This is a genomic window from Psychrobacillus sp. FSL H8-0483 (assembly GCF_038637725.1).
Classification (GTDB): domain Bacteria; phylum Bacillota; class Bacilli; order Bacillales_A; family Planococcaceae; genus Psychrobacillus.
The window spans coordinates 1,978,606-1,993,128 of the sequence record NZ_CP152052.1; the positions used below are offsets into that span (position 1 = coordinate 1,978,606).

The 14,523-nt window shown below is 34.3% G+C and carries 15 protein-coding genes, 1 pseudogene and 1 other annotated feature; of the genes and pseudogenes, 9 read left to right on the forward strand and 7 right to left on the reverse strand.

Annotated features, from left to right (window positions below; all coding sequences use genetic code 11):
* Window positions 1-146 precede the first annotated feature (146 nt).
* Window positions 147-689 (forward strand): hypothetical protein, encoded by a 543-nt coding sequence (locus tag MHB48_RS09425; RefSeq protein WP_342601188.1) that lies wholly within the window; start codon window positions 147-149, stop codon window positions 687-689.
* Between the two features lie 180 nt (window positions 690-869).
* Here MHB48_RS09425 and MHB48_RS09430 read toward each other — a convergent pair whose 3' ends face one another.
* From MHB48_RS09430 to MHB48_RS09440, 3 genes are read right to left on the reverse strand one after another with little or no spacing between them, the layout of a single operon-like run.
* Window positions 870-1,400: a permease gene (locus tag MHB48_RS09430; RefSeq protein WP_342601189.1), complete on the reverse strand. Its 531-nt coding sequence runs from the start codon at window positions 1,398-1,400 to the stop codon at window positions 870-872.
* A complete protein-coding gene (locus MHB48_RS09435) occupies window positions 1,397-1,879 on the reverse strand; it encodes a hypothetical protein (RefSeq protein ID WP_342601190.1) in 483 nt (160 codons plus the stop codon). Before MHB48_RS09435 ends, MHB48_RS09430 begins: the two co-directional genes overlap by 4 nt.
* Complete coding sequence (locus MHB48_RS09440; protein ID WP_342601191.1) at window positions 1,872-2,213, reverse strand: helix-turn-helix transcriptional regulator; 342 nt, start codon at window positions 2,211-2,213, stop codon at window positions 1,872-1,874. Before MHB48_RS09440 ends, MHB48_RS09435 begins: the two co-directional genes overlap by 8 nt.
* A 447-nt stretch (window positions 2,214-2,660) precedes the next feature.
* Here MHB48_RS09440 and MHB48_RS09445 point away from each other — a divergent pair, with 447 nt between their 5' ends.
* Window positions 2,661-3,128 (forward strand): DUF3291 domain-containing protein, encoded by a 468-nt coding sequence (locus MHB48_RS09445; RefSeq protein WP_342601192.1) that lies wholly within the window; start codon window positions 2,661-2,663, stop codon window positions 3,126-3,128.
* Between the two features lie 316 nt (window positions 3,129-3,444).
* On the opposite strand, the gene MHB48_RS09450 is transcribed toward MHB48_RS09445, so the two are convergent.
* On the reverse strand, window positions 3,445-4,383 hold the full coding sequence (locus tag MHB48_RS09450; RefSeq protein ID WP_342601193.1) for a magnesium transporter CorA family protein: 939 nt from the start codon (window positions 4,381-4,383) through the stop codon (window positions 3,445-3,447).
* 455 nt (window positions 4,384-4,838) lie between these two features.
* Here MHB48_RS09450 and MHB48_RS09455 point away from each other — a divergent pair, with 455 nt between their 5' ends.
* The 4 genes from MHB48_RS09455 to MHB48_RS09470 all read left to right on the forward strand — a co-directional run bounded on the left by MHB48_RS09455 (window position 4,839) and on the right by MHB48_RS09470 (window position 7,510).
* Window positions 4,839-5,876 (forward strand): serine hydrolase domain-containing protein, encoded by a 1,038-nt coding sequence (locus MHB48_RS09455; protein WP_342601194.1) that lies wholly within the window; start codon window positions 4,839-4,841, stop codon window positions 5,874-5,876.
* 30 nt (window positions 5,877-5,906) lie between these two features.
* Window positions 5,907-6,326: a GNAT family N-acetyltransferase gene (locus MHB48_RS09460; protein WP_342601195.1), complete on the forward strand. Its 420-nt coding sequence runs from the start codon at window positions 5,907-5,909 to the stop codon at window positions 6,324-6,326.
* 194 nt (window positions 6,327-6,520) lie between these two features.
* Window positions 6,521-6,964 carry a hypothetical protein gene (locus tag MHB48_RS09465; RefSeq protein ID WP_340920485.1) on the forward strand — a complete coding sequence of 148 codons (444 nt, stop codon included), beginning with the start codon at window positions 6,521-6,523 and terminating at the stop codon, window positions 6,962-6,964.
* Between the two features lie 87 nt (window positions 6,965-7,051).
* Window positions 7,052-7,510: a (2Fe-2S)-binding protein gene (locus tag MHB48_RS09470; RefSeq protein WP_340920487.1), complete on the forward strand. Its 459-nt coding sequence runs from the start codon at window positions 7,052-7,054 to the stop codon at window positions 7,508-7,510.
* A 284-nt stretch (window positions 7,511-7,794) separates the two neighbouring features.
* Here the strand turns inward: MHB48_RS09470 and MHB48_RS09475 are convergent, their stop codons facing one another.
* Window positions 7,795-9,276, reverse strand: coding sequence for a HAMP domain-containing sensor histidine kinase (locus MHB48_RS09475; protein WP_342601196.1), 1,482 nt, complete (start codon window positions 9,274-9,276; stop codon window positions 7,795-7,797).
* The gene (locus MHB48_RS09480; RefSeq protein ID WP_342601197.1) at window positions 9,266-9,943 is read right to left on the reverse strand and encodes a response regulator transcription factor; all 678 of its coding nucleotides are present in this window, start codon (window positions 9,941-9,943) and stop codon (window positions 9,266-9,268) included. The genes MHB48_RS09475 and MHB48_RS09480 overlap by 11 nt, the downstream gene beginning before the upstream one ends.
* Before the next feature lie 278 nt (window positions 9,944-10,221).
* Between MHB48_RS09480 and MHB48_RS09485 the strand changes: the two genes are divergently transcribed.
* The gene (locus MHB48_RS09485; RefSeq protein ID WP_342601198.1) at window positions 10,222-10,527 is read left to right on the forward strand and encodes a hypothetical protein; all 306 of its coding nucleotides are present in this window, start codon (window positions 10,222-10,224) and stop codon (window positions 10,525-10,527) included.
* Window positions 10,528-10,912: 385 nt separating this feature from the next.
* Window positions 10,913-11,139 (forward strand) — a binding site (T-box leader).
* 233 nt (window positions 11,140-11,372) lie between these two features.
* Window positions 11,373-12,735: pseudogene (locus MHB48_RS09490) on the forward strand (sodium-dependent transporter).
* 73 nt (window positions 12,736-12,808) lie between these two features.
* Here MHB48_RS09490 and MHB48_RS09495 read toward each other — a convergent pair.
* On the reverse strand, window positions 12,809-13,192 hold the full coding sequence (locus MHB48_RS09495) for a hypothetical protein (protein ID WP_342601199.1): 384 nt from the start codon (window positions 13,190-13,192) through the stop codon (window positions 12,809-12,811).
* A 305-nt stretch (window positions 13,193-13,497) separates the two neighbouring features.
* Here MHB48_RS09495 and MHB48_RS09500 point away from each other — a divergent pair, with 305 nt between their 5' ends.
* Window positions 13,498-14,499 (forward strand): asparaginase, encoded by a 1,002-nt coding sequence (locus MHB48_RS09500; protein ID WP_342601347.1) that lies wholly within the window; start codon window positions 13,498-13,500, stop codon window positions 14,497-14,499.
* Window positions 14,500-14,523 lie beyond the last annotated feature (24 nt).

Consider the following 14,523-nt stretch of genomic DNA (forward strand, 5'->3'; position numbering starts at 1 on the left):
GGGAAGATTACCGGAGAAGTTGTTATTTCTTGGGCAATTAAACAAGTAACTGATCTAAAGTCGCCAAATTATTAAGTTTTTTATATACCTTTTAGGTAGAAATTCACTTGTGACATCAAAATATTAATTTGTTAAGAGGCTATTATATGAAAAAATCAATCAATGATATTATTTTTAAATCTCTAGTTGTGCTAATGAGAGTGTTTTTTGGACTAGGATGGTTTTTAGCGGGATTAACTAAAATGACAGGTAAAACTGGGGAAGTATCATGGTACTACCAACCTACTGTATTTCTTACAGAATATTTGACAAAAGCATTAGAAAAGCCAAATGTCCCAGTATTTTATAAGGACTTCATTGATGGGGTAGCGTTACATCATGTTCCATTTTTTAATTACTCAATACCACTTGTCCAAATAATGTTAGGTGTATTCCTAATAGTTGGATTTATGACAATACCTGCTATTTGTATTTGCTTATTCATGCATATTAATTTCATCCTATCGGGTAATATGAATTTAATTAGCTTGACTCTCTATACGTCTGCTTTTGGATTGTTATTCTTTAGGAATGATGCTTTGATTTTAAGTTTGGACCGATATTTTAAAATTGAAGATTTATTCAAAGTAAAGAAACCTAATCATCATAAGCGAACAAGCATTCAAAAAAAGTTAAACTACAAATTATAATTAAAGAGACTGGCTTGATAACAGGGTAGTTAGTTGAAAAAGGGAGGACATTACATATTGTGTAAATGTGTAATGTCCTTTTATTTCTTTGCCTTACATTAATTTAGGTTTAGATAACTTCACGAAATGGCTGTTTTCATTACATCATTAATGAACATATTAATATAAAAACTTATTCATCTAAATGGATATATCTTCATTATCATATTTCAACCATAGTCGTTTGTCATAAAACTTCTCAAAAACAATACCCATTAAATAGTAAAATACAAGACCAAAACAAATATGAATGAGTGTAAACTTAACTCCAAAAGAAACAAATTCATATACAACAACTGGTAATTTTGCAGTTGTCCAAACTCCTAAAAAAAATACAACGTTACGTATGCTTGCTCCTTTTTTTAACAATAGAACAGCAATTGGAAAAGCTAAATAGAGGGGACCAGCTGCAATAACACCTAATAATAGCGAGAACAAGATACCATAGATTCCAGATTTTTTTCCCATGTATTTAATTAGTGTTTCTTTCTCCACCCATTTATCAAGTAAACCTACGAATATTAAGACAGGAGGAAGGAGAAACAGCATATTTAAGATGCTGTTTCCAGTTAATTCAAATGCCTTCCATCCAAGTGATTGATTTATTAAAGTAAGAATAATAAGGCCAAATAGTAAAATGAAAAAGAAACGATATTTTTTTAATTCATTCATACCATCACCACCCAAATAATATAAGCAAATATAACAGACATTAGTATTCCAGCTGCATTGCGTGTATAAGCAAAACTTCGACCAAATAATTTTTGTTCCATAGGTAAAGATACGATTCCTACTGACATTAATGAAGACATTAATGCAGCTACTTGTGGTAGGCCAGCACCATTTTGGACTAACGTTTCTCCAAGAGGAAATACAATAAAGCTTGGAATTAGTGCAACAGATCCAATTAATGTAGCATTAGCAATACCTATCAATCCAGACTTTTCTCCAATGATTGAAGAAATTAAAGTTGGAGTTAATAAAGATAGTGATATTCCAACGAAAAGCATAACTGATAGAATATCAGGTAAAATATTACAAAACATTTTCCATGACTTTAATACAGCATCTTTTGTTTTATTTCGATCCTTTATAAAAGAAATACTAGTAAGAATTATAGCTATCGCGTAAAGGATAGTACCATTAATCATGACTAGACTTCTTCCATACTTTATATTTGTTTAAGAAAAATGATAAATTCTGAAGTTTTGTTTCAATATTTATTTGAAATTCTTCTAATTTTCTTTTTCCAGCTTCAGTAATTTTGTACATCTTGATTGGCTTATCTTGTTCAGATGTACCCAAATAAGACTCAACAGCACCTTCACTCTCTAATTGTTTTAGTGTGCGATATAATATAGCACTATCAATTGGATTGGCGGGAAGCTCTTCCTCACATTTCTGTAAAAGTTTCCCTCCATAGCTATCTCCCTCAGTCAAAAACAGTAATAGAAATGCACCTGTATGCCTTCCTGTATGTTTCATAAATACCCAACCTCCGTAATTCAAAATTTTTTTCTTTAAAATTAAAATGTATACCGTTAACAACAGTATACTGTTGTTAACAGTTAAGTGTTACTGACAGTATACAGTTGATTGAATGTCAGTTCAACTATAAAATATCTAACAAGATTTTTCTTTCTGTTCATATCTAATTAATTGAAATACATAAAAGGAATTGACAAAGTCAACAAAATGAATGAAACAGAAGAAGGAAATCGGATTTATGATATTGAATTATTGGATTAACAGCGATGTTTGAGTTCAAGATGGATTTTTGCGGGGATCTTTTTCGTATTTGACTTAACGGGTGAGGTTAGATGAGTAATCTTTTTTTTCGCGTTAGCGATTTTGTATGTGGTAAGTAGAAGTTATAAGATCCCATCTTACTTGAATATATCTAGATAAAGACTGTAAATGGAGGGCATGTTTATGGCATTAGTTTCGATTTATACTGTTGGCAGGCTAAACCACCCCTATGATCACCCTGCCTCTCGTGAGTTTTTTGAAGTGGGATATGAAGTATTCCGTCAGGCATCTGAATCAGGCCATCTTATTGAGGCGTTTTCACCAAATGGAGTGCTTTTCCCTGAAGAAGCCATTAAAGGGGAGGGTTTACCTATTCTTACACTAACGGTATGGAAAAACCTTCAATCCTTATATCGTTTCACCTATTCAGGTCAGCATAAACAAGCATTGCGAGATAGAAGCAAATGGATGGAGCCTTATCAAGAGAAACACCTTTCATATGTAGTGTGGTGGACAGAGAAGGTGAAGGATGTCTCATGGGAGGAGGCTTTCAAGAGATACAACTATTATATTCAGCATGGGCCCACTCCTTTTGCGTTTGACTTTAAGCACGCATTTGATGAAAAAGGGGAGACGTGCATGGTTAAATAGCAGGGTCTCTTGTTTATTGATAAATATTTTTTATTGGATTATTTAATGTTATTCCATCATTTGCATGGATGGCTAAGGGGGGGTATTTGAAGATCTTTGAGTTGCTAGACGGCTCTTTTTTCTTGCTCAGCTAAAGGGGCAAGTTAGTTTAACAAGGAAATACAGCACCATTGTAGAATGTTCATTTAAAAATCCTAGCAGTTGACGGTGTTAATTAGTCGGCTCTGACCAGGTTTATGTCAGAAGGGTAGGGTTAAATAAAATACATAAAAAAGCAGATGTTCTTTAAGAAGAAACATCTGCTTTTTCATATTTATTAAAAGAATTTCTTTTTCCAGAAAACAATTGTTGTAATACCTGACAAAATAAAAGAAATGCCAATTGCAACCCAAAATGCATATGGGTATTCTTGAAAAGGAATGGGAACGTTCATACCATAAAAACTTGCAACCATTGTAGGTAAAGCCATGACAAGAGTAATAGATGTCAAAAATTTCATTACAATATTTACATTATTTGATATGACTGATGCGAAAGCATCCATCATACCACTTAAAATTGTAGTATGTGTTTCAGCCATTTCAATTGCTTGTTGATTTTCTATAATTACATCTTCTAACAATTCTTGGTCATCTTCATACATTTTCAAGGAATTAGTTTTTAACATTTTTTGCATAACAATGTTGTTAGATTTTAAAGAAGTTGTAAAATAAACCAAACTTTTCTCTAAATTCAGCAATGAAAAGAGTTCTTTATTTTTCATCGATTTATGCAGTTTTTTTTCAATTGCGTCTGTTTGTTTGCTAATTTGTTTTAGATACTTGAGAAAAGAAGTTGCCATTAAATATAGGATTTGGAGCGAAAATCTTGTTTTTTTGTATGTGAAAAAATTTTTTACTTGATTCTGTGAAAAAACGTGGAAAATTGGGTTATCTTTCAAACAAACGGTAACAAAGCAATTTTTAGTTATAATCATTCCTAATGGAATCGTATCATAAATAAGATTGTCATTTTCATCTTTAGATACCAACGGAATATTAACGATGATTAGAACATTGTCATCGTCTTTTTCAATTCTTGAACGTTCCTCTTCGTCTAATGGGTCCTTTAAAAATTCAAACGGAATTTGCAATATATTTGCTACATTACTAATTTCTTGTTCGGTAGGCGAGATCAAATTAACCCAGCATCCGTCTTTAATTTCAGTTGTTTCTTGAAGAACTCCATGTTCATTTGATAAATAAATCTTTAACATTGTTAAAACCTCCTCATTTTTGCGAGGAAGTCAAAAATGATCCTATCGTACATAAAGAATTGAATTTTTATCAGTATTCAACATTCTAAGGAATGGTTCGTTAATGACTTCCCCCTTGCTGGAACTGGGTTCGGGTTCGTTGCAACTTCGACTACTCAAAAAAATTCAACTCCTTATCATTAAATAAATTAAATGCCTTTAATATCATACTCTTACAGCACTTGCTTGTAAATGAATATAAAAAATCCCTCAAGGCTCACTTTAGTCGTTGTTGAAATTTCAACTAACTTGTGCTTTAGCAGAACAGGGCTGTCAAAAGGGGGGGCCTTGGTGAAGTAGGCCTTCATGAATGGCTAACGGGGCAGGCTAATGAAATAAATATTTTCCCAAACACACAAAGGAACGTTTGTTCGTGTTACAATTATCCTTGATAGGGGCTATTTAGGGGGATAGATATGCAATTAAAAAACATCAACATGGAAGAACGAATGAAACATTATAATGTGCCTGGCTTAAGTATAGTATTGATTGGGAACGGTCAAATCATCGGAACGGAAAATTATGGCTTATTAGAAGTAGAATGTGATAAGAAAGTAAATGATAATTCTACTTTTAGTGCGTGTTCAATTAGCAAGTTCTTAACAGGAATGCTTGCTATGAAGGTAATAAAGGAAGGACTTCTTGATTTAGATGATGATGTAAACGAAAGGCTTGTATCGTGGAAAGTTCCTGAAAATGATTATACTAAAAATAAAAAAGTTACTTTGAGAAATTTATTAAGTCATCAATCTGGAATTAAAGACCCTGAAGGTAGTTTTTCTGAATTGAATTCGAAAAAAAGGATTCCTTCGATGGTTGATTTATTGGAGGGGGAAACCTCTTATTGTAAAGTTCCTATTGAAGTGGAGTGTGAACCAGATAGTGAATTCCATTATTCTGATGCAGGTTTTTGTATCATTCAGCAACTGATAGAAGATGTTACTGAAAAACCATTTCATTTAGTTATGAATGAGCAAATATTTGAATCATTAGAAATAGAAAATAGCCAATTAAATACAAGGTTATTGAAAATGGATAGGGAAAATTTTTCTTGTGGTCATAATAAAAATGGTGAATTAGTAGATGGAAAATATCCAATCTATCCTTATCCAGCAGCTTCTGGACTATGGACAACTTCTTTAGATTTAGCTGAATTAGTTCTTGAGTTGATAAATGCTTTGAAAGGAGAAAGCAAGGTTGGCATTTCGGAAAGTTTAGCGAAAGAAATGATAACTTCACAAAGTGGTAAGAGTTGGACTGGGTTAGGTGTGTTTCTTGAAGGCTCTGAAAAAGAACTAGAAATTACATCACTCGGTTGGGGAGTAGGGTTTCAATGTATGATGGTAGTGTTTCCGTATTTAGAAAAAGGTGCAATCATTATGGCAAATGCAGAATTAGGTGTTCATCAAATGAAAGGGATTATAGGAGAAATATATAAATTTCTTATGTCTTAAAAAGCATTATTTTAAGGGGGAGAGATTGAGATGCTGATAGCCTTAGCAAATACAACTCATATATCTGAAGTTGTGACTTTCTTCAACGAATATTTAGAACGTAATAATAGTGCGGTTTATTCTGAAGAGTTTTTATGTCCTCTTGGAATTAAAGCTGCGATTAGGAGAAAACAAATGATAGTAGCGATAATCGATGGTCAAGTAATAGGAGCTTTTCGATTTTACAGAAAAAAAACAACCAATAGCATTTCGCTATATCAATTTGCTATAAATGAGGTTTATCGTGGTCAAGGGTTGTTAAAAAAGATGTTAAAAACAATAAATGACCTTCCAATCCTTGCTTTATGTCCGTTAGAATCAGAATTTAATGAATACTTTTACAAGTCAGGTTGGCATCTACAAGAACAAAGTGAAGAGTTTAAAAGATGGGTTTTTAATCACTCTAATTAAATTTTGTGAACTTCTTCACTTAATGACGGGGGCTTAACTTGAAGATCATTGAGCTGTCTCGACAGCTCTTTTTTCTTATTCAACTACCATGGAAGAACGTAATTTTCTTGCATATTCTGTGGTGAAGTAGGGCTTCATGGGTGGCTAAATGGTCAAGGGTCTGGTTAGTTGGAGAATGAAAGGAGATGATAAAAGTGAATGAATTTGTAATTGGAGGCAAACAAGGATTCATACGAATAGAAATCATAGAAGTTATTGGCTTTCCTAATGAAACAAGTTTTAAGGGTGGATACGAGGTTAAAGGAAAGATTGATATTAAATGTGGAAACTATTTTGTGAAAGATGCAGAATTATGGCTTTCTACTGGTCAGATATATGAGTTTTTTATTGAACTTCAGAAATGTTATAGACAATTAAATGGTATTGTGAATTTTGCCCCAGAATCTAACCTTAAATTTGAAATGTATTTCAATAAGTTAGGGCAAGTTACTATACAAGGATATTTCCAAGAGTTATTGAGTGAAGAAAATATTTTACATTTTGAATTTGAAAGTGAACAAAGCTATTTGTTCTCAACATTAGAAGAGTTACAAAAAATAGCTGTCCATTATGGCGGTTTAGAAGGTATAAAGAAATAGCTGGTTCTTCTTGTACTACCGGGGCAGGTAAGTGGGTGAATAGATGTTATTATTAGTATTAGAAAACTAAAAGTGAGGGGAATAGAAATGACTGATTGTTGTGCTACAAAAGAACAAATTATTGAAAGTAATGGTTCCGATTTATGCCCTTCTTGTAATAATAAAGGGAAAAAGTTGAAAATTATTACATTGAAATCAATGCTAAAACCATCAGTTTTAGATTCTTCGAATCCAAATTTGACTCATTACTTTTGTTCCACGAAAGATTGTGGTGTTGTCTATTTTGATACAGAGGAAGAATCTTACCTTACGTCAGATGTAAAGGTATCTGTACATCAAAAAGATGATTCTTCCACAGTCCCAATTTGCTATTGTTTTGGTTGGACAAAAGAGAAAATTCGGGAATATGAAGAACAAGAAATTTCTCCTAAACCTTTAGAACACATTAAAGAAAATGTAAAAGCTAACAGATGTGGGTGTGAGGTAAATAATCCTCAAGGTAGTTGCTGTATGGGAAATGTTTTACTATTTACAAAAAGTCTTTAAATTGCTTATAAAGGAAGAACCGAATACAATGTCACAGAACAGTGGATTTTTATACAAAAAGGAAATCTTAAATGCATTCCTTTTATGAATCCAAAGGTTTTTCTGAAATTAGCAGTGGGTTACTAAACAAAAAATAAAAATATTAATTTATATTAATGAATAAAATAAAGATCACCTTTTCATTTTTTTGAAGAGGTGATTTTTAGGATTGATTCTGTAGAATTTATAAAACTCTTATTACTTCTTTATACATTCACTTAGTCAATTAATACACACTTAATATTTTATTCAATGGGTAACATGAGACGAAATATAGTTTCATGCTGTGAGGTTGATAATAAGAACAATTCACAATTATTAGCTTCAGCAAGTAATCGACTTAAAGGTAATCCAAGCCCTAATCCTTGCTTCTTCTTTCTTTTACTGTCTCCTCGATAATATCGTTCAAAAATATAAGGAATTTCTTGTTCTGCAATACCTTTACCATTATCTAATATATCAAGATACAGCTTTTTTTCTTCGATATTGAGTCTTAAAGTGATTTTAGTAGCCTCTGCCCCTGCACTATTCATTAAGAGGTTAAGTAGAATTTGCTTAATCTGACCTCTGTCAGCTACTATTTTCAGTGGTTTGATTAAAGGAGAGATATCAATGTCTATATCTTTAAAACCTTCTATGGAATGAACCTGTTGGATTACTTCTTCTACTACTTCTGATAGGGATAATAATACGAATTCCCCATGAATTGCACTGGATTCTAATGATGCGAAATCTAATAAATCCTCCACCATTTTTTGCATTCGCTTAGCTTCTTCTAACGTTGTTACTAAAAATTGATCTGCTGTTACCCCAGTGACAATTCCCCCTTGGACGGCCTGAATCATACCACGTATCGAAGTAACAGGGGTCCTTAATTCGTGAGAAACTCCTGCAAGTAAATCCGTTCTCATTTGTTCAAGTTGTTTCAAACGCTTTGTCATCACTTCAAAAGAAGAAAATAGTTGTTGTAGTTCTGCTTCCTTTACTTTCGTTGCTGATGGTAGGTTCGGAGAGTAATCTCCTTCCGAGACTTGTCTCGCAGCTTCCGTTAATTGATGTAAGGGAAGAGTTAATTTTCTAGAAAGGTGATATATTACAAGCCAACCTCCAAATGCGATTCCCAAAATAATTAGTACGAGAAAGCCATAAGTTTCTATATTATCTAAAAATATTTCAGGTGAAGGGGTACTTAAATATAAAGCGCCAATCACTTCGCCCTCTTTACTTAGAGGGATGCCTACACGTAGCAATGTAATATCCTTAATTTTGATTTTTTCTTTAGTTGATTTACCACTTAGCACACTTTCTATAGTAGAAGGTGTTTCGGCAAGAGTCTCGGACAATGATTTATCTAGACTAGAAAAGTTAACAAGATTGTGGCCCTCTTCATTAAAAATTTGCATAAAATCTTGAGCAACAGGACGTACTATTTCCGCTGGTGTAGCAGGTGTAACGGGTACAGCAGGTGTAGAAGGTGGAATATGTAGTTCATCTTGGCTAGAACTTGGTTGTGATTGTAATACTTCCATAGAGCGAATATAGGAAACGCTGAGTTGTTCCGCTCTCGCCTGTAGTAATTGAAAACTTTGTCGATTTTCATTTACTTTTATCCATACACCAGCGATAATCCCTAAAAAGATAAGAATTGCTATTAATACACCTGCATATCTACGAGTCCAAAAACGTAGTAAAGGGATACTGTTATCAGACGGTAAGTTAGTTGACATATAGCATATACCCCATTCCACGCACTGTTTTAATTTCTCCCTCATCAACTGACCAATCACGCAAGTGTTGGCGGATTCTTTTAATGGAAGCATCTACAGCTCTATCTGCACCGTCATAATTCATCCCCCATACAGAATCCAATAGTTGATCGCGAGTAAAGCATTGATTAGGATGTTGTCCTAGAAAGGCAAGCAGTCCCCAATCACGTGGTGACAAAGGAATTAACTCATCAAAAAAAGAAGCTGTACGAGTTGTAAGGTTTATGATGAGATGACCTAATCTAATAATTTCATTATCTTCTAAATGTGAGGAGCGACGTAATACGGCTTGTACTCGAGCAACAACCTCCTCGGGATCGAACGGCTTTGTGATATAATCATCCGCCCCTTGTCCAAGCCCTGCTAATCGTTCGGGCACACTCCCTCTAGCAGTTAGGATAATGACAGGACAACTTCCATATTGACGAATTTGTTTTAGAATCTCTAGCCCATCATTTTGAGGCAACATCAAATCCAAAAGTACCAATGAAGGGTTATAATTTAAAAAAGTTTGAATTATATTGCCTTCACCTGAATCGTGCAAAACCGAAAAATCATTTCTTTCCAAATATACTTTTAATAACTGAGCAATTGGCAATTCATCCTCAATAAGTAAGATGCGCTTCATTATAAAAAATCCTTTCTACAATACTTTGTAATAAACTTATCATAATAAGAGCTAAGTAGTTAGTGTATACCTTGAATATGACAATAAAATGACAACGACGCATTATTTCCTATTATAAGCAGTGGTTATGACTGGAGATTACTACCCATTTGCCAGGATGATCCACTACATTTTTCAAGTCGTCATATTGCGGTCACATTCATTCGTTAAATTAAGTATGTGGGAAACAACATCCCATACTATATCGCATAGCGAATAATAATTAGGAGGAATTAGAAATGAAAAAAGTTTTATTATTAGGTGCAGTAACATTGGCAGTTTCAGGAATGGCAGGTTCAGCTTTAGCTTCTACACAGAATACAAATGAGGAATCGGTACCTGCAACAAGCTCTACGCTAGCAGTACAAGTAACAGCTGAAGAAAGAGCAATACTTGAAAAAGAAGCACTTGAAGTGAAAGGAACACCAGCAGTAACATCAACAGAGGCTACGAAATCGACACCAGCAGCAGAACTGACGCCAGCAACAAAAGCAACAGCGGAAGAAATTGCAGCACATGAAAAAGAACTAACGTCAAAAAAATAAGCTAATTACTTTTGCATGAGACTTCAGACTAGATTTTAAATGAAAAAAATCTTCTAACGAAATCTGTGCTATGTGATTGTCATAGCGCAGGCATTAGTTGGAAGTTTTTTTATGATAAAATGACAAGCGATCTGGTATTCACTTCATATAAAAGCTAGTAAGTAGCTTCCCCGTTGAGTCCCAGCGATCTACTAAATAACCATCTATACTAAGTCCCTGCAATCGCTTATTGCAAATTTAGCTCGTCTTATACAATAAGTTGGTTCTATAAATAACCATTTAAATAGTTTAATATACCTTGATTTTGTGTGGATATAAAAGTAGCAAGACAAAGGCTTGACCTTTAGCGCGTATCATACTATAATACCGTTTAATATATAATAGTAAATGAGCTTTGAAGAGAACCTTATTAAGCCGGTCTCCCTGTTAATAGAGAATCAGTGGTTGGTGCAAACTGATACAAAAACATAGGTGAATTTCATTCTTGGAGCTTTTTTTATACTGCATCATGGAGTAAGTAGTATAAAACGGATTAAACCGTTATTTGATCAAGTGGGAAATATGTATTGTTTCCAATTAGGGTGGTACCGCGTGTAAAGTCACGTCCCTATCGTTATCGATAGAGACATGGCTTTTTTTGTTATTTACTTTAAACTGATAAGAAAGTATATGCTTTCATACTTAGTAATTGTCTAGCTACAGCGCCTAGCCCCTCGGGGTCAAATGTGAAAAAGCTGTGGTGGCTGGAGAGCTGCCTCCTCGCTTTTCCCATTTGCCTGTCGGGGCAGGCATAGGCGCTTACGCATTTCTTGAGGATATAATAAAAATAGATTGGATTGAATCGTGTGCAAAAAACAGAGCAGTGGTCATCGAAGATTGGTTTTATTTTATCTGCAGCAGGCTCCGCTATAGGGGTAGGGGCAATATGGAAGCTTCCTTATGTTACTGGTATTAGTGGGGGAGGCGCATTCTTTCTTCTGTTTATTGCATTTTCCTTGTTTATAGGTTTCCCGTTGCTTTAGCAGAGTTCGTTATCGGTAGAAGCACGCAAAAAGAAGCGATTAGTGCTTATCGCAGTTTAGTTCCTAATACGAATTGGCATTGGATTGGAAAGCTAGGGGTATTTACTTGTTTTCTATTATTGTCTTTTTATAGTGTCATTGGTGGTTGGATTGTTATTTATTTTGCTAAAGGTATGTTTGGTGGAATCATTAGCGAAGGAGTAGATTATGGATCTGTTTTTGGTGCGACGATTGGAAATCCTCTTTTAGTGATTGGAGCTCAATTAGGGTTTTTAGTTATTACGGTTTTAGTTGTAGCAAAAGGGATTCAAAATGGAATTGATAAAAAGTAAGTAAGATTTTGATGCCTGCATTATTTATTTTATTTCTCGTTTTAATTATTCGCTCACTTACTCTTGATAATGCGATGGAAGGTGTGAAATTCTTTTTAGCACCTGATTTCTCGAAAATTACATCTGAAAGTGTTCTGTTTGCGATGGGACAAGCCTTTTTCTCTTTAAGTGTCGGAGTATCGGTAATGGTCACGTATAGTTCTTATCTTTCTAAGAAAGAAAGTTTAATTCAACCAGCTATTTCTATTGTTTCGTTGAACTTATTAATTGCTTTATTGGCAGGATTAGCAATTTTCCCAGCTGTATTTTCACTTGGGTTAGAGCCAGCGGAAGGGCCAGGTTTGTTATTTGTTGTATTGCCAGCTGTGTTTGATCAAATTCTTTTTGGAGAATTTTTCTTATTAGGATTTTTAGCTCTGTTTTTATTTGCCACATTAACTTCGGCCTTTTCGATGCTAGAAATAATAGTAGCGGCTATTGTGAAAGGTAACGAGGAGAAAAGAACGAAGTATGCATTTATAATCGGTGGACTAATTTTCGCAGTAGGTGTTCCTTCTGCATTGTCTTATAGTGTTTTAGGGGATGTTTTAATTTTCTCGAAAAATATTTTCGATTCAGCTGATTATTTAGTAAGTAATATTTTAATGCCATTAGGTGTATTTTTAATTTCTATTTTCGTTTCTCATAAGATAAAGAAAAGTACACTTCGAGAGGAAATATTACGACATTCTCGTATAGGTGCGACTGCATTTAATGTATGGTTTTTTATAATGAAGTACGTTATTCCTTTAGTAATTATCATCGTATTCTTAGATATAACTGGAATTTTAGATAAAGTAGTCGAACTTTTTTAAATAGAAAAAAAGAGGAAGCTCCTTTCATCGGATTATTATCCGATAAAAGGAGCTTCTTTTTTTGAGAGGTTATTTAAACTTTAAAACGGTTAACAGCTAGGCTTAGTTCTTCACTCAATCCTGTTAATGTTTCTGCTGCAGTTGTAACAGATTGAATAGCACGTAGTTGTTCGTCTGTTGAGGAGCTGACTTCTTCACAAGCAGCGGCTGTTTCTTGGGCCGTGGCTGCCATAGTTTGGATGGTTTCAGAGACGTCATCTTTATGGATTGCTACTTTTTGAATTTCTACATAAACTGCATCGATGGAACCTTGCATATTTGCCATCAATGTGGAAATTTCTCCAAAAGTGATTTCAGTACTGTTGACAACTGTTCCTTGACGTTGGAAGTTTTCACGTGTGTCATTCATTTGTTGGGTAACAAGTCTAGATTCCGCTTGCAGTTCCTGAATAGTCACTTTAACTACTTCTGTCGAGCGAGCTCATTGTTCAGCGAGTTTGCGCACTTCTTCGGCAACGACTGCGTCGGTTCATCTGTCTTTTTGTTTAGGTCTATTTATTTAGGTCTATTTGATTAGTAATATAATTAAGAATAGATAAAAAATAATACTATTTAATCAATTTTGTAAATAAATCTCAAGAATTGTAATAGTTTTAAAATTTGTATATGTATTAGAGAGAATATGTAATGTATTTAAGTTAGAATAATTAGTGTATTCATATATCAATTTAGAAAAAGTATAAAAGACAAAGGGTGAAAATGATGAACTATCCAGTATTAGTGGAAGAATATCGTGGAGGTATGCTTGAAAATACGCATATGGGGGTTGTTTGTGGCATTAATGAAAAAGGAGAGGTAATTTATTCGGTTGGTGATGAAAATCATATGACTTTTTTGCGTTCTGCCGCAAAACCTTTCCAAGCAATTCCGGTTATTCAAAATGGAATTGATGAAAAATTTGGACTGACGTCAGAGGAAGCGGCATTATTTGCAGCTTCACAGCGTGGAGAAAGCTATCACTTGGAAGCGATGGAGTCGATTTTGCATAAAACTGGTATTGAAGAAGAGGAGTTTTATTGCTGTCCAACGTATCCATTGAATGACGAACCGAAAGCTGAATATCATCGCAAGCATGGAGAGAAACGTAAAATTTTTCATAATTGCTCTGGAAAGCATAGTGGCTTTATGGCTTTAGCGAAAGTATTGGGGCATGAGGTTGATGGCTATTGGAAGCTGGAGCATCCCGTCCAGCAGTTAAGTCTTGCAGCGATGGCGGACATGGCGAACTATCCGAAAGAAGACATTGGGATCGGTATTGATGGCTGTGGATTTCCAGTTTATGTGATACCGCTACAACATATTGCACAAGCATACTTGAAATTAGCTTGTCCAGACTTGATTGAACAACGAGAAATGAGAGAGGCAGTTGTTAAAGTTGCAAATTATATGAATGCACATCCTGAGATGATTGCTAGTCATGATTTTATCTGTACGGTATTGCTTGCAGATCCAAATATTGTTGCAAAAGGTGGAGCTAAGGGTGTTTACGGCTTTGCTTTGAAGAAGGAACGAATGAGTTTTGCGTTAAAAGTAATGGATGGATCCGAACTTGTATGGCCAAATATTGTTGCTTCTATTTTAGAACAGATTGGTTATGAAAATCATGAGACAATTGAGCGTTTGTATGCATTATCGTCCAAAGTAATTATAAATGATAACGGAGAAGTGGTTGGAGAAAGAAAGACTGTATTTCAGTTAGTTTAATAATAAGAGGAAAGGATGATTTGC

Bases quoted from the DNA above. Each gene is read 5' to 3' on its own strand.
- MHB48_RS09425 (WP_342601188.1), top strand. From the start codon at position 147: ATGAAAAAATCAATCAATGATATTATTTTTAAATCTCTAGTTGTGCTA.
- MHB48_RS09430 (WP_342601189.1), bottom strand. From the start codon at position 1,400: ATGAATGAATTAAAAAAATATCGTTTCTTTTTCATTTTACTATTTGGC.
- MHB48_RS09435 (WP_342601190.1), bottom strand. From the start codon at position 1,879: ATGATTAATGGTACTATCCTTTACGCGATAGCTATAATTCTTACTAGT.
- MHB48_RS09440 (WP_342601191.1), bottom strand. From the start codon at position 2,213: ATGAAACATACAGGAAGGCATACAGGTGCATTTCTATTACTGTTTTTG.
- MHB48_RS09445 (WP_342601192.1), top strand. From the start codon at position 2,661: ATGGCATTAGTTTCGATTTATACTGTTGGCAGGCTAAACCACCCCTAT.
- MHB48_RS09450 (WP_342601193.1), bottom strand. From the start codon at position 4,383: ATGTTAAAGATTTATTTATCAAATGAACATGGAGTTCTTCAAGAAACA.
- MHB48_RS09455 (WP_342601194.1), top strand. From the start codon at position 4,839: ATGCAATTAAAAAACATCAACATGGAAGAACGAATGAAACATTATAAT.
- MHB48_RS09460 (WP_342601195.1), top strand. From the start codon at position 5,907: ATGCTGATAGCCTTAGCAAATACAACTCATATATCTGAAGTTGTGACT.
- MHB48_RS09470 (WP_340920487.1), top strand. From the start codon at position 7,052: ATGACTGATTGTTGTGCTACAAAAGAACAAATTATTGAAAGTAATGGT.
- MHB48_RS09475 (WP_342601196.1), bottom strand. From the start codon at position 9,276: ATGTCAACTAACTTACCGTCTGATAACAGTATCCCTTTACTACGTTTT.
- MHB48_RS09480 (WP_342601197.1), bottom strand. From the start codon at position 9,943: ATGAAGCGCATCTTACTTATTGAGGATGAATTGCCAATTGCTCAGTTA.
- MHB48_RS09485 (WP_342601198.1), top strand. From the start codon at position 10,222: ATGAAAAAAGTTTTATTATTAGGTGCAGTAACATTGGCAGTTTCAGGA.
- MHB48_RS09500 (WP_342601347.1), top strand. From the start codon at position 13,498: ATGAACTATCCAGTATTAGTGGAAGAATATCGTGGAGGTATGCTTGAA.